Origin of the sequence: Sphingomonas bisphenolicum (genome assembly GCF_024349785.1) — a bacterium.
Taxonomy (GTDB): Bacteria; Pseudomonadota; Alphaproteobacteria; order Sphingomonadales; family Sphingomonadaceae; genus Sphingobium; species Sphingobium bisphenolicum.
In genome coordinates, this window is record NZ_AP018817.1 from 1752498 (window position 1) to 1765169 (window position 12672).

General features: G+C 66.3%; 14 protein-coding genes and 1 tRNA gene. 10 read left to right on the plus strand and 5 right to left on the minus strand.

What is annotated here, in order from left to right; all coding sequences use genetic code 11:
- The first annotated feature begins 57 nt into the window (after positions 1 to 57).
- From SBA_RS08750 to queA, 5 genes are all read left to right on the plus strand, one after another.
- A complete protein-coding gene (locus tag SBA_RS08750; RefSeq protein ID WP_261936704.1) occupies positions 58 to 258 on the plus strand; it encodes an exodeoxyribonuclease VII small subunit in 201 nt (66 codons plus the stop codon).
- A 20-nt stretch (positions 259 to 278) separates the two neighbouring features.
- On the plus strand, positions 279 to 1193 hold the full coding sequence (locus tag SBA_RS08755) for a polyprenyl synthetase family protein (RefSeq protein ID WP_261936573.1): 915 nt from the start codon (positions 279 to 281) through the stop codon (positions 1191 to 1193).
- A gap of 4 nt (positions 1194 to 1197) precedes the next feature.
- Positions 1198 to 1710, plus strand: a complete 513-nt coding sequence (gene coaD / locus SBA_RS08760) for a pantetheine-phosphate adenylyltransferase (RefSeq protein WP_224547519.1) — start codon at positions 1198 to 1200, stop codon at positions 1708 to 1710.
- Between the two features lie 95 nt (positions 1711 to 1805).
- Positions 1806 to 2573 carry a peptidylprolyl isomerase gene (locus SBA_RS08765; RefSeq protein ID WP_224547517.1) on the plus strand — a complete coding sequence of 256 codons (768 nt, stop codon included), beginning with the start codon at positions 1806 to 1808 and terminating at the stop codon, positions 2571 to 2573.
- A gap of 24 nt (positions 2574 to 2597) precedes the next feature.
- Entirely contained in the window at positions 2598 to 3638 is a 1041-nt protein-coding gene (gene queA, locus SBA_RS08770) for a tRNA preQ1(34) S-adenosylmethionine ribosyltransferase-isomerase QueA (RefSeq protein ID WP_261936574.1), read from the plus strand.
- Here queA and SBA_RS08775 read toward each other — a convergent pair.
- From SBA_RS08775 to SBA_RS08785, 3 genes are all read right to left on the minus strand, one after another.
- Entirely contained in the window at positions 3635 to 3817 is a 183-nt protein-coding gene (locus tag SBA_RS08775) for a hypothetical protein (RefSeq protein WP_261936575.1), read from the minus strand. The two genes, queA and SBA_RS08775, sit on opposite strands and share 4 nt — an antisense overlap.
- Positions 3818 to 4135: 318 nt before the next feature.
- Positions 4136 to 4474: a DMT family protein gene (locus SBA_RS08780; protein ID WP_261936576.1), complete on the minus strand. Its 339-nt coding sequence runs from the start codon at positions 4472 to 4474 to the stop codon at positions 4136 to 4138.
- 117 nt (positions 4475 to 4591) lie between these two features.
- Positions 4592 to 5551 (minus strand): DUF2171 domain-containing protein, encoded by a 960-nt coding sequence (locus tag SBA_RS08785; protein WP_261936577.1) that lies wholly within the window; start codon positions 5549 to 5551, stop codon positions 4592 to 4594.
- A gap of 261 nt (positions 5552 to 5812) precedes the next feature.
- Between SBA_RS08785 and SBA_RS08790 the strand changes: the two genes are divergently transcribed.
- The 3 genes from SBA_RS08790 (at position 5813) to SBA_RS08800 (ending at position 7469) form a co-directional block, all read left to right on the plus strand.
- Positions 5813 to 5888, plus strand: a tRNA-Ala gene (locus tag SBA_RS08790).
- Positions 5889 to 5954: 66 nt separating this feature from the next.
- Positions 5955 to 6740 carry an NUDIX hydrolase gene (locus SBA_RS08795; RefSeq protein WP_261936578.1) on the plus strand — a complete coding sequence of 262 codons (786 nt, stop codon included), beginning with the start codon at positions 5955 to 5957 and terminating at the stop codon, positions 6738 to 6740.
- Positions 6741 to 6743: 3 nt separating this feature from the next.
- On the plus strand, positions 6744 to 7469 hold the full coding sequence (locus SBA_RS08800; protein WP_261936705.1) for an extensin-like domain-containing protein: 726 nt from the start codon (positions 6744 to 6746) through the stop codon (positions 7467 to 7469).
- A 34-nt stretch (positions 7470 to 7503) separates the two neighbouring features.
- On the opposite strand, the gene trpE is transcribed toward SBA_RS08800, so the two are convergent.
- Both trpE and SBA_RS08810 read right to left on the minus strand, forming a co-directional pair.
- Complete coding sequence (gene trpE / locus SBA_RS08805) at positions 7504 to 9027, minus strand: anthranilate synthase component I (protein WP_261936579.1); 1524 nt, start codon at positions 9025 to 9027, stop codon at positions 7504 to 7506.
- Between the two features lies 1 nt (position 9028).
- Positions 9029 to 10984, minus strand: a complete 1956-nt coding sequence (locus SBA_RS08810; protein ID WP_261936580.1) for a peptidylprolyl isomerase — start codon at positions 10982 to 10984, stop codon at positions 9029 to 9031.
- Positions 10985 to 11199: 215 nt separating this feature from the next.
- Between SBA_RS08810 and tpiA the strand changes: the two genes are divergently transcribed.
- A complete protein-coding gene (gene tpiA / locus SBA_RS08815) occupies positions 11200 to 11961 on the plus strand; it encodes a triose-phosphate isomerase (RefSeq protein WP_261936581.1) in 762 nt (253 codons plus the stop codon).
- 246 nt (positions 11962 to 12207) lie between these two features.
- Positions 12208 to 12597: a preprotein translocase subunit SecG gene (gene secG, locus SBA_RS08820; protein WP_261936582.1), complete on the plus strand. Its 390-nt coding sequence runs from the start codon at positions 12208 to 12210 to the stop codon at positions 12595 to 12597.
- Positions 12598 to 12672 lie beyond the last annotated feature (75 nt).

A 12672-nucleotide genomic window follows, 5' to 3' on the forward strand; every position in this document is an offset into this window, starting at 1 on the left:
GGACATGGCTGAGGAACTTTCCCCCCCGATACCGCACCCCTCTCTTTCGAGGATGCGCTGCGCGCGCTCGAAACGATCGTTCGCCGGCTGGAAAGCGGCGATGTGCCGCTGGACGAGTCGATCTCGCTCTATGCGCAGGGCGAGGAACTGCGCAAGCGCTGCGCCGAGCGGCTGCAGGCGGCCGAGGCGCGGATCGCCAAGCTGACGGTCGACGCCAATGGCGCGGTGATCGGCGCCCAGCCCTTCGGCGCGGACTGATCTGCGTGAACGGGGGCGACATGAACGGGGGAGGGGGCGCCTCCGCGGCATCGTTGGTCACCCGCCGTGCCGCCGATGTCGCGCGGGATATCGACGCCGCCTTCGACAGGCTGCTGGCGGTGCCCGATGACGCCCGCGCCCGCCTGTATGAAGCGATGCGCCATGCCGCGATCGGTGGCGGCAAGCGGCTGCGTCCGCTGCTGGTGCAGGCGACCTGCGACCTGTTCAATATTTCATGCGAATCGGCGGTGCGCGTCGGCCTCGCGATCGAGTGCATCCATGTCTATTCACTGATCCACGATGATCTGCCGGCGATGGACGATGACGACCTGCGCCGTGGCAAGCCGACCGTCCACAAGGCCTATGACGAAGCGACGGCGATCCTGGCAGGCGATTGCCTGCACGACCTGGCGTTCGAAGTGCTGGCCGACGAACAGACGCACCCCGATCCGTTCGTGCGGATCGAACTGGTGAGGGCGCTGGCCGTATCGAGCGGGCCGGCCGGCATGGCGGGCGGCCAGATGATGGACCTGGAGGCGGAAAAGACCCGCTTCGACCTGGCGACCGTTACGCGGCTCCAGAATCTCAAGACCGGGGCGCTGATCGCCTTTTGCGTGGAGGCTGCCGCGATCATGGCGCGGTTGCCGCATGAGGCGCGCACGGGGCTGCATGGCTATGCCCGCGATATCGGCCTCGCCTTCCAGATCGCCGACGACCTGCTGGACGTGGAGGGCGACGCGGCGCTGGCGGGCAAGGCGCTGGGCAAGGATGCGGCGGCGGGCAAGGAGACGTTCGTGTCGCTGCTGGGCGTGGAGCGGGCGCGCGAACAGGCGCATATGCTGGTCGCCCAGGCCAAGGCGCATCTGCGCGGGGCTGGCGCGGAGGCCGACCTGCTGCGCGCGATCGCCGACTATATCGTGGAGAGGGACCGCTAACGTCATGAGCAAACAGCGTATCGGCGTCTATCCGGGCACGTTCGACCCCATCACGCTCGGCCATATGGACATCATCCGGCGGGGCGCGAAGCTGGTCGACAAGCTGGTGATCGGCGTCACGACCAACATCAGCAAGTCGCCGATGTTCTCCGACGAGGAACGGCTGGAGATGGTGCGGCGCGAATGTGCCGGCATCGATACCGAAATCGTCGTCACCGGCTTCAATTCGCTGCTGATGGACTTTGCCGAATCGCAGAGCGCCAGCGTCATCATCCGGGGGCTTCGTGCGGTGGCGGACTTCGAATATGAATATCAGATGGCGGGCATGAACCAGCAGATCAATGGCCGGATCGAGACGGTTTTCCTGATGGCGGACGTGTCGTTGCAGCCGATCGCGTCGCGCCTGGTCAAGGAAATCGCGCTTTATGGCGGGCCGATCCACAAATTCGTCAGCCCGACCGTGCGCGATGAAGTGGTCGCACGGGTCGAGAAGATCGGGCGCAAGGGCGGGGTTTGAGTTTTACTCAGCCTGCGTTCAGTTGCCAATCGCGATCAGCGCGCTATCAGGGCGGCTTGCCCCGTCGGCCTAAGAGATCAAGGAAGTCCTACCCCATGCGTTTCACCTGCGCGCTCAAGACCGTTGCGATCGGCGTCGCCCTTACTGCGTCCGGCCTGGCCTATGCCCAGGGCGGCGGCGGGGGCGGCGGCGCGGATGCGAAGAAGGCGGAGGCCGCCGCGCGCGCGCAGGAAAACGCCAAGTCGCTGGACACCAATCTCAAGCCCCAGTTGCCGCCCGCCACCGTGCCGGCCGATCCACAGAATATCTGGGATCTGGACCTGTCGAGCGGCGGCCGCGTCCGCATCCAGTTGCGCCCCGACATCGCGCCGGCCCATGTCGAGCGGATCAAGGAACTGACGCGCCAGGGCTTCTATAACGGCCTGAAATTCCACCGTGTCATCCCCGGCTTCATGGCGCAGGGCGGCGATCCCAAGGGGGATGGCACCGGCGGTTCGACGCTGCCGGACCTGAAGGCCGAATTCAACCCGATGCCGCATCTGCGCGGCACCGTGTCGATGGCCCGCGCCCAGAGCGAGGATAGCGCCAACAGCCAGTTCTTCATCGTGCTGCTGCCGCGGATGCAGCTCGACAAGAAATATACCGTCTTCGGTCGCGTCATCGAAGGGATGAACTATGTCGATGCGATCGCGCAGGGCGAGCCGCCGGCCAACCCGACCGTGATCCTGCAGGCGTCGATCGACAGCGATGGCAAGCCGCCGGTGACCGCCGCGCCGCCGCCGCCCGCGCCGCCGGTGTCGATCATCGATACGCCCGCACCCAAGCCCGCTGCGGCGAAAAAGCCCGCGCCCAAGAAGAAATAAGCCGGTTCGTCCGGCGGATTGCCCATGCGCGTAGACCTGTTCGATTTCGACCTGCCGCCCGAGAATATCGCGCTGCGGCCCGCGACACCGCGCGACAGCGCGCGGCTATTGCTGGTGCCCTGCGAGGGGGCGATGGAAGACCGGATCGTGCGCGACCTGCCGTCGCTGCTGCGCGCGGGCGACGTGCTGGTGTTCAACGATACGAAGGTCATTCCTGCCCAGTTGGAGGGGAAGCGCGGCGAGGCGCGAATCGGCGCGACACTGCACAAAAGGCAGGGGCTGCGCCAGTGGCAGGCCTTCCTGCGCAATGCCAAGCGGGTGCGGGCGGGGGACCGGATCGATTTCGGCGCGGGCGTCACCGCCATTGCCGGGCCACGCGACGAGGATGGCGGCGTGACGCTGGACTTCGAGGGCGATGAGTCGGTGGAGCTGTTGCTGGAGCGGGCCGGGCAGATGCCGCTGCCGCCCTATATTGCCAGCAAGCGCCCGACCGACGAGCGCGACCGCAGCGATTACCAGACCATGTTCGCGCGGGAGGATGGCGCGGTCGCCGCGCCCACCGCCGCGCTGCATTTCACGACCGATCTGATGGCGGCGCTGGCCGGGGCGGGCGTCGCGACCGAGACGCTGACCCTGCATGTGGGCGCGGGCACATTCCTGCCGGTCAAGGCGGACGATACCGACGACCATCGGATGCACGCCGAATGGGGCCGTATCGATGCAACGACCGCGGAGCGGTTGAACGCGGCGCGTGCTGCGGGCGGACGACTGATCGCGGTCGGCACCACGTCGCTACGGTTGCTGGAAAGCGCCGTCGGCGACGATGGTATCATCCGCCCCTTCGCGGACGAAACGCGCATCTTCATCACGCCCGGCTACCGCTTCAAGGCGGTTGACGGGCTGATGACCAATTTCCACCTCCCCAGATCCACGCTGTTCATGCTTGTGTCGGCGCTGATGGGGACGGAGCGGATGCGCGACGCCTACGACCATGCGATCGAGGCGGGCTATCGCTTCTATTCCTATGGGGATTCGTCGCTCCTGCTGCCGCCGCGCAGCATTTAGGCACGCCGACGCCGGATCAGGTTGACCATGCCATATCCGATCGCGGCCAGCAGGCCGAGCTTGCCTGCGGTCTTGGCTGCGCCCGACGCGGCATAGCCCAAGATCGCGCCCTTAACGCCGCTGTCGCCGTCCTTCCGATCGATCGCCGCGCCGATGGCCGTGCCTGCCAGATTCTTCATGTCTAAACTCCGTTATTGCAGCAGGGGAGCGTTCCACGGCGGGCAAAGTTCCGCCGGGCGATTGGGACGGCAAGTCGGTTCGCGGTTGGTTCATGCGCCTCATGCCGTGTGTCGACGGTCAATAGGAGGAGCAGGTCCATGGGGACCGCGTCCCGCACAGCGCAGTCGCCCTTCGCAACCGGTTATAGTTATCACACATCGGCCGCTGACCGCTGACCGCTGACCGCTGCCAGTCTTGCACGAGCCGGCCCGCGCGTCGCCTGTCAGGCACCAGGCGGTGACGAGGGGCCGTAAGCGTTGCGCGCGCTATCTTGACTGTCAGCCTTTGCCGACGAACAGGAAGCCGACCGCACCCATGATGCAGGCAAAGGCGGCGAGGTGGCGCCAGTGCAGCGGCTCGCCCAATACCGTCACCATGAACCCACCGAAGATGACGAGGGCTATGGCTTCCTGCGCGACCTTGAGCTGGCCCGCGCTCCAGCCGTTGGCAAAGCCGATGCGGTTGGCGGGGACGGCCAGGCAATATTCGAACAGGGCGATGCCCCAACTGATCAGGATGACCAGCAGGATCGGCTTGTCCATGCCGCCTTTCAGGTGCCAGTACCAGGCGACGGTCATGAACAGGTTGGAGACGATCAGCAGCAATATGGTCGGCATGGCAGCCTCGAACGCGATGGGGCCGCAGCCTTGGCACCGTCTGCGGGGGTGGCGCAAGCGGGCATGAAAAAAGACCCGGTCGCGTGACCGGGTCTTTTCCGCTTTCATCCATCCAGCTCAGCGATAGCGGGTGCCGCTATAGCTGGCGCTGCTGCTGCCTGAACTGCTTCCGGAACCGCTGGACGCGCTTCCGCTGCTCCAGCCATCCTGATCCCGGTCGCGATCGCCGAACAGGGCGTTCTGTTCCCGCTCGGTGCGCCAGGCGTGCTGCGCCTGCTCGGCGGTCTTTTCCAGCGTCACCTTGGTCGCGTCCACCGACTTGATCCAGCTCGAAGGGACCGAATGGTGGACGCCGCCCGCATCGCTGTCGCTCTTGGTCAGGATGATGCGGTCGCCGCGCAGCTTGTCGACGGTGCCGACATGCTCGCCGTCGCTGCCGACTACCTCATGATGTTCGCGCACCTGGCTGATCGCCTGGCGCTGTTCGCCGCGGCGGGTGCGCCAGGAGCCGAATTCGCTGTTGAAGCGGTCGCGATGTTCGCGCTGATATTCGGCATAGTCGCGGTCCAGTTCATCCACGCGCTGCTGGCGCCAGGCCTGGTAATTGCTGTCGTGGTGCGCGCCATAATCCTGCTGCGGACCATAGCCGTAGACGCGGTTGCCGTGATCCTCGTTGCCATAGCCGCTGCGTTCGCCGCTATAGGGGGCAAAGCCGCGGTTGGGCAGATAGTCGCTGCGGGCAGCCGAGGCATAGCCGAGCCGGCTCGACTGGTCGCGCGGATCGCCATAGGGGCGGTTATAATATTCGTCATATTCCCGGCGGCGCTCGGCTTCCTCGTCGCCGAACCAGCTGCGGACCTCATCCCCGGCGCGGTCGAAGAAACCGCGATCTTCGGGATCATAATCGCTGGGCGGGCGGCGATAGTCGGGGCCGCCGAACTGGCCGCGCGTGCCGTAGCGATAGCCGCGATCGTCGCGTCCATAATCGCCCGGCCGGCGATAGCGGTCGCCGCCGCGATCCCAGTTGCTGCCATATCGATCTTCGCCACCATAGCGGCGTCCGCCTTGGTAACCCATCGTCCTTCTCCTTCTTCTCATCGGGCGACGCCTGCGCGGCATCGACGGGGCATCAATGACCGGAAAAGGGCATCGTTCCGGGCGTTACGCAGGAGTAATGTCGTGCCTGTCGGGCGGTCTGCCGCGCCTGAAACTGGCCCTTTGCCAGTGGCTTGATCCAGATCAGCCGGTGACGCGCTTTTTTGTGCAAAAGGACGCGCTTTTTTGTGCAAAAGACGGTTGCATGGGCCAAATCGCTCGCTTATAGGCAGCGCTCCTTCGGGGGCCTTAGCTCAGCTGGGAGAGCGCGTCGTTCGCAATGACGAGGTCAGCGGTTCGATCCCGCTAGGCTCCACCAACCCCTTCCCAGGGTTGAACCGCAAGGACTTTACCGCTGGCGCCGGACGTGCGTAGAGCGGTTTCCATGAATATTGAAACAGATGCCGTTGAAACGGACATGGGCCGCCCGGCCGCCACGGTCGTCATCGTGCGCGACCGGCACGATGGCCCGCCAGACTTGCTGATGGTGGAGCGCGCGTCGACCATGGCCTTTGCGGCAGGCGCACTGGTCTTTCCCGGCGGCGCGGTTGACGAGGGCGATCATGCGCTGGCGCGCCGGATCGATCACGGGCTGGAGCCGGACGAGGCGGCCGGGCGCATCGCCGCCATTCGCGAGACGATCGAGGAAAGTGGGCTGGGGATCGGTCTGCGGGGCATGGTGGACGCCGCCACGGTGCTGCGGCTGCGCGATGGGTTGCATGACGGGCGGACTATGGGCGAGATGCTGGACCGGCTGGGACTGGACGTCGCACTGGATGCGCTGACGCCCTTTGCGCGCTGGCACCCTGCGCCGTTCGAGCGGGCGCGGCGGGTGTTCGATACGCGATTCTATCTGGCGCGTGCGCCGGAGGGGCAGGTGGCGAGCGTCGATACGACCGAGAATGTGCGCCTGTTCTGGAGCAGCGCGGCGGACACGCTGGCACGGGCCGATGCGGGCGAGGCGCAGGTCATCTTCCCGACGCGGCGCAATCTGGAGCGACTGGCGCTTCATGCGGATCACGATGCGCTGGTCGCCCATGCGCTGGCCTATCCGGTGGAGAAGGTGCGGCCGTGGCGGGAGGAGCGCGACGGGGAAACCCACCTCTGCATCCCCGATCATCTGGGTTATCCCGTCACCTCGGAACCGATGCGGCAGGTCCGGCGTGTTTAGGTGGTGCGACGCCTTCATCTGACCCTGCGCCGCCTGCTCTGGCTGGCGGCATCCCTCGTCCTGATCCTGCTGGCTTATGTCTGGCTAAAGCAGCGACCGCAGGATCTGCCCTGGACCGATCTGGACCTGGGGCAGCCGATCGGCCTGTTCACCGGGCGCAAGCTTGCGGCGCTGACCGGCGATGCGGCGCAATGCCGGGCGCTGCTCGACCGGGCGGGCGTGGACTATGTCGCGATGGAACCGGGCGGGGCGGACCAGTGTCGCCATGCCGATGCGGTGCGGTTGCGCGCCGACAAGGATGCCATCGCGATGGCGCCCGCGGCGGTCGCGCCGTCCTGTCCGGTGGTCGCCGCGCTCAAGCTGTGGGAATGGCAGGTGGTGCAGCCGGCCGCGCAACGCATCTATGGCGCGCCGGTGCGCAGCATCCGCCATTTCGGCAGCTATAGCTGTCGGCGCATCTATGGCCGCAGCCGGGGCGATTATAGCGAACATGCCACCGCCGACGCGATCGACATCGCCGCCTTCATGTTGAAGGACGGGCGGCAGGTCAGCGTGCTGAACGACTGGAAGGGCGAGGGGAAGGACGCCGCATTTTTGCGCGCGGTGCGCGACGGGGCATGCGGGCTGTTCTCGACCGTCTTGTCGCCCGACTATAATACCGCGCATCGCGACCATTTCCATCTGGATCAGGCGGAGCGGGGGGCGATGGGCGGACGGGCGTGTCGCTAGTATAATTCTCCCCAAGCTTGTCTTGGGGAAGAATTTACTGTCCGAAGCCTGCCTGCCGCGCGAGCGTCACCGCTTCGCGGGCGGCCGCCAGCAGCGCGCCGCTCTTGGCCTCGCATTCGCGCTGTTCATATTCGGCGGTCGAATCGGCGACGATGCCCGCGCCCGCCTGCACATGCATGACGCCGTCCTTGAGGACAGCGGTGCGCAGGACGATGCAACTGTCCATATTGCCGTCCGGCCCGAAATAGCCGACGCCGCCGGCATAGGCGCCGCGGGTTTCCGGTTCCAGTTCGGCGATGATCTCGCAGGCGCGGACCTTGGGCGCGCCCGATACGGTGCCGGCCGGGAAGCCCGCGAACAGCGCGTCGATCGCATCCTTGTCGTCGCTCAACCGGCCCACGACGTTGGACACGATATGCATGACATGGCTGTAGAATTCGACGGTGTAGCTGTCGGTCACGGTGACGCTGCCCGCCGTCGCCACGCGGCCGACATCGTTGCGGCCCAGGTCCAGCAGCATCAGATGCTCGGCCCGTTCCTTCGGATCGGCGAGCAGGCTTTCGCGATTCGCCGCATCCTCCACGGCATTCTTGCCGCGTGGGCGGGTGCCGGCGATCGGACGGATCGTGACTTCGCCGTCGCGCGCGCGAACCAGGATTTCCGGGGACGAGCCGATCAGCGCGAAGCCGGGCAGGTCGAGATAATAGAGGAAGGGCGACGGGTTGATGCGTCGCAGCGCGCGATAGAGGGCGATCGGCGGCAAAGTGAAGGGGCTGGTGAAGCGCTGGGCCAGCACAACCTGAAAAATGTCGCCCGCAACGATATAGTCCTTCGCCCGGTCCACCATCTGCGCATAGCGGCCCGGTTCCAGCACCGGCGTGACCGCGACGTCGGCGATTGCGGCTGGGGCCGGTACCGCGGGCAGGGGCGCGGCGAGGCGCGCGGCGGTGGCGTCGATCCGCTCCAGCGCTTCCGCGATGGCCCGGTCTGCATCGGTGAAGCTGCCTTTCCAGACCGGCGCGACCAGATAGAGCGCGTCGGCGAGGCGATCGAAGACGAGTATCACGGTCGGCCGCACGAACAGCATGTCGGGCACGCCGATCGGATTGGCGGCGGGGCGGGGCAGTTTTTCCACCAGCCCGACCGTCTCATAGCCGAAATAGCCGACGAGGCAGGCGAGCGCGGCCGGCAAAGCAGGGTCCATATGGGCGCGACATTCGGCGACCAGGTCGCGCAGCGTGTCGAGCGATCCCTTTTGCTGCGCGACGAAGGCGTCGCGATCGGTCGCCCATTGGCGGTTGATCTCCGCGCTTTGGCCGTTCGCGCGGAAGACCAGGTCGGGGGCGAGGCCGATCAGGCTGTGGCGGCCGCGCACCGCGCCGCCCTCCACCGATTCCAGCAGATAGTCGCCGCGATCGGGTTCGAACAATTTCAGCGCGGCGGAAATCGGCGTGTCGGTATCGGCGATCTGCCGCCGCCACACCAGCGCGGACTCGCCACGCATGAGCGCCGCGCGCGCAGTCGCTACGCCGTCTGCCGTCCCGCCGATCGCCGTCATCTTACTGCTCGCCGCTATTGGTGGCGGCCAGCGCGCTGCGGACCTGCTCCACGGCCTTGGCGTTGCGGGTGACGCCCAGTTCCTTTTCGACCGCGCGCTCGAACTGCTGGCCATATTCCTGGCCGACTACTTCGGCGAGCTGGGTGCGGACCTGGTTCAGCAAGGCCGGCTGATTCTTGGCGTCGCCGCGCTCGATCTTGTTCAGTTGCACGACGAAATAGCCGCGATCCTGGCCGATCGGCAGCGTCTTGACCGTGTTCGCCGCCATCGCAAAGAGGATGGCGACTTCGGCCGGGGGACGCTGCTCGCCGCGCATGATGTCGGCGCGGCGGCCGCCCAGCATCTGCGGCGCGGGCAGCTTGACGCCGGCCTGGGCGATGGCGTCGGCCAGTTTCGCGCCCTTGGCGACCTTCGCCTGGATCTGCTCGGCCAGCGCCTTCGCCTTCAGATTGCCGGCATTCAGCTTATATTGCGCCAGCACCAGTTGCTTGACTTCGGCCAGCGGCGGCGGTGCGGCCGTGATGATTTCGCCTGGGGCGGCGAGCGCATAACGCTTGTCCGCGGTGATCGGGATGAGCTGCGCGTCGTCGTCCGCACTCATCGCGAAGACCGGGGCGAGCAGCGGCTGGATATCGGCCGGTGCGGCATAGGCCTGGTCCTTCACCTGCTTGCCGGTGGCGAGCAGGGGCGGGCTGGTTTCCAGCTTGAGGCCGTTATCCTTCACCACTTCCTGGAAGCTGTCGCCATTGGCGATCGCATCCTCGATCTTGCCGGTGAAGTCGGACAGCAGTTGCTTTTCCTTCTGCGCGCGCAGCGCCGTGACGATCTCTCCGCGCACCGCGTCCAGCGTGCGGGCAGGGGTTTCCTTCGTCGCGGTAACGCGCAGCAGCAGCCAGCCCAGCGGTCCGCGTACCGGACCGATCAGGTCACCCTGCTTGCCAGCGAACACGCTATCGGCGACGGCCTTGCCTGCCGTGACGGTCAGCGCCTCGCGACTCTGGTCGGCCAAGGAGGATACGGCGAGGCCGGCACTCTGGGCCGCGGCGGCGAGCGACTTGCCGCCCTTCACCTGATCGGCGATCGCCTTGGCGCCCGCCTGGGTCGGCAGCACGAGCTGCTCGACGCTGCGGCTCTGCTTGGCGGCGTAGCTGGCCTTGTTCTGATTGTAGCTTGCGCTGATCTCCGCTTCGGTCGGCTGGGCCGCCTGGGCGAAACGCTCGGCATCCACCACGGCGTAGCGAATACGGCGCTGTTCCGGGATGGTGAAGCGGCTGGCGTTCTTCTTGTAATAATCGGCCAGTTGCGTGTCGGTCGGGTTCTTTTCATCGAGGAAGGCGATCGCCGGGATCGCCGCGACCGTGCCTTGACGCGCTTCGAGCAGCAGCGAGGCGTAAGGCAGGACCATGCTGTCGGTCAGCTTGACGCCCAGGCCCACCGGGGCGAGCAACTGCCGCTGGAGGATTTCGCGGCTGATGTCGTCGCGCAGCGCCTGTTCGGTCAGCCGTTCGCGGACGAGGAGGGCGCGGAAATTATCATTGCTGAAATTGCCCGCCGCGTCCTGGAAGGCGGGGATTTGCGCGATCTGCGCATCGACCAGCCGCTTGGAGATATGCACGCCCTGATCGTCGGCGAAGGCGCGCAGCGTCAGCGACGCCACCAGCTGGTCATAGACTTGGCTCCCGCCGCCCTGCGCGAAGAAATCGCCGATCTGTAGGCCGGGATTGGACCGGCGCGCATTTTCGAACACGCGCTGCACCCGGTCCTGCAATTCGGTCTGGCTCAGGGTCTGGCCCTTCGCCTTGGCCGCGGTGCCGCCGCCGCCCAGCATCGATCCCGAGCCGAACTTGCCGCTGGTGACGTCGCCCAGGATGAAGGCGCCAGCGATCACCCCCAGGAACAGGATGGCGAAAAGCGCGCCGAATTTGGATCGGATGAAGCTGCGAAAGACAGAAAGCATGGGGGTTCCGGAACTGCGGCTGTGTGGCGGCCCGCTTTAGGCGCGGATGCGCGCGGCGGCAAGGCTTGGACTGGACAAATGCGCGATCGCCGTTCATCGGCTTTTGCCAGCATCGGGACGATCCGAGGAGGCGCGATCCCATAAGGGACGCGGCGGATCGGCGCCGGGGCATCGTGCAGCAATAACCACACCTTACATACAGGGGAAACGGTCAGATGAGCAGGCGCAAGCTGGTTGTCGGCAACTGGAAGATGAACGGGATGCGCGAGCATCTGGATGAAGTGGAGGCGATCGGCGATCTGGCCGCCGCGCATCCGGCCGTCGAGGTCGGGCTGTGCCTGCCCGCGACGCTGATCATGGCCGGGTCGGAAAAGCGCGGCGCGGCGTTCATCGGCGCGCAGAACTGCCATATGGACATGAGCGGCGCCTATACCGGATCGCTGTCGGCCGAAATGCTCGCAGAAGCGGGCGCGACCTGGGTCATCACCGGGCATAGCGAACGGCGCGAGGCGCGGGGCGAAACGAACGCCGACATCGCGGCCAAGGCGCTGGCGGCCAAGGCGGCGGGCCTGAAGGTCATCTTGTGCGTGGGCGAAAGCCTGGACGTGCGCGACGCGGGCGACGCGGAAGCCGTGGTGTCGGCGCAGTTGCTGGCGTCGCTGCCCGAAGGCGCGGCGGCGGACTGGCTGGCGGTCGCCTATGAACCCATCTGGGCGATCGGCACCGGCCGTATCCCGACGATGGAGGCTGTGGAAACCATGCACGCCGCGCTGCGCGCCGCGCTCGCCACTCGTATCGGCGCGGAGGCGGACAAGATGCGCATTCTCTATGGCGGGTCGATGAATGGCGCGAATGCGGCCGAATTGCTGGCGATCGCCGATGTCGACGGCGGCCTGATCGGCGGCGCGAGCCTGACGGCCGAGAAATTCGCGCCGATCATCGAGGCGGCCGATGCCAGGGTGACGGCGTCGGTTTGATCCGCTGCAATCTTCGATAAACATCCGTTCGTCCTGAGTAGCCACTGAGCTTGTCGAAGTGGCATATCGAAGGAGCGGGCGTGGTTTGGATGCTTCGATATGAGGCTTCGACTTCGCTCAGCCTCTACTCAGCACGAACGGGATGTTGGAAGCCAATAGAGTCGGGCGTATCCCTCACAGGTTGCCCCCAACGCCCATCGTCGCTATGTGCGCGCCAACGCATTCTAAAGTACCGGACCCCGTCGCATGTTCACCTTCCTTCTCGTCGTGCAGGCCATCATCGCTGCTCTGCTGGTCGCCGTCATCCTGATGCAGAAGTCGGAAGGCGGCGGTCTGGGCGTGGGCGGCAGCCCGGCGGGCCTGATGTCGGCGCGCGGCGCGGCGGATTTCCTGACCCGGTCGACCACGGTGCTGGCGACGATTTTCGTTACCCTGTCGATCGTCATGGCGGTGATCGCATCGGTGCGTCATGCGCCCAGCGACATCGACACCTCGCTGGTGAAGCAGGCTCCGGCCACGCAGAACGCTCCAGCCCCGGCCGGTAATGCCGATCCGCTGGCGGGTGCGGCCAGCAATGCGGCGTCCGCGACGCCCTCGGCTCCGGCGGCCAATGGCGCGGTTCCGTTCGCCAACTAAACCTTTCACCGATCTTTCGATCTTTTTTTAGCGTGCGTGGATTCGCGCGCTTGCCCTTTGTTGTTCCGAAAGGCT

Coding starts and splice junctions, on each gene's coding strand:
- queA (WP_261936574.1), top strand. CDS start 2,598: ATGCGCGTAGACCTGTTCGATTTCGACCTGCCGCCCGAGAATATCGCG.
- SBA_RS08775 (WP_261936575.1), bottom strand. CDS start 3,817: ATGAAGAATCTGGCAGGCACGGCCATCGGCGCGGCGATCGATCGGAAG.
- coaD (WP_224547519.1), top strand. CDS start 1,198: ATGAGCAAACAGCGTATCGGCGTCTATCCGGGCACGTTCGACCCCATC.
- SBA_RS08795 (WP_261936578.1), top strand. CDS start 5,955: ATGAATATTGAAACAGATGCCGTTGAAACGGACATGGGCCGCCCGGCC.
- SBA_RS08780 (WP_261936576.1), bottom strand. CDS start 4,474: ATGCCGACCATATTGCTGCTGATCGTCTCCAACCTGTTCATGACCGTC.
- tpiA (WP_261936581.1), top strand. CDS start 11,200: ATGAGCAGGCGCAAGCTGGTTGTCGGCAACTGGAAGATGAACGGGATG.
- SBA_RS08755 (WP_261936573.1), top strand. CDS start 279: ATGAACGGGGGAGGGGGCGCCTCCGCGGCATCGTTGGTCACCCGCCGT.
- SBA_RS08810 (WP_261936580.1), bottom strand. CDS start 10,984: ATGCTTTCTGTCTTTCGCAGCTTCATCCGATCCAAATTCGGCGCGCTT.
- SBA_RS08785 (WP_261936577.1), bottom strand. CDS start 5,551: ATGGGTTACCAAGGCGGACGCCGCTATGGTGGCGAAGATCGATATGGC.
- trpE (WP_261936579.1), bottom strand. CDS start 9,027: ATGACGGCGATCGGCGGGACGGCAGACGGCGTAGCGACTGCGCGCGCG.
- secG (WP_261936582.1), top strand. CDS start 12,208: ATGTTCACCTTCCTTCTCGTCGTGCAGGCCATCATCGCTGCTCTGCTG.
- SBA_RS08765 (WP_224547517.1), top strand. CDS start 1,806: ATGCGTTTCACCTGCGCGCTCAAGACCGTTGCGATCGGCGTCGCCCTT.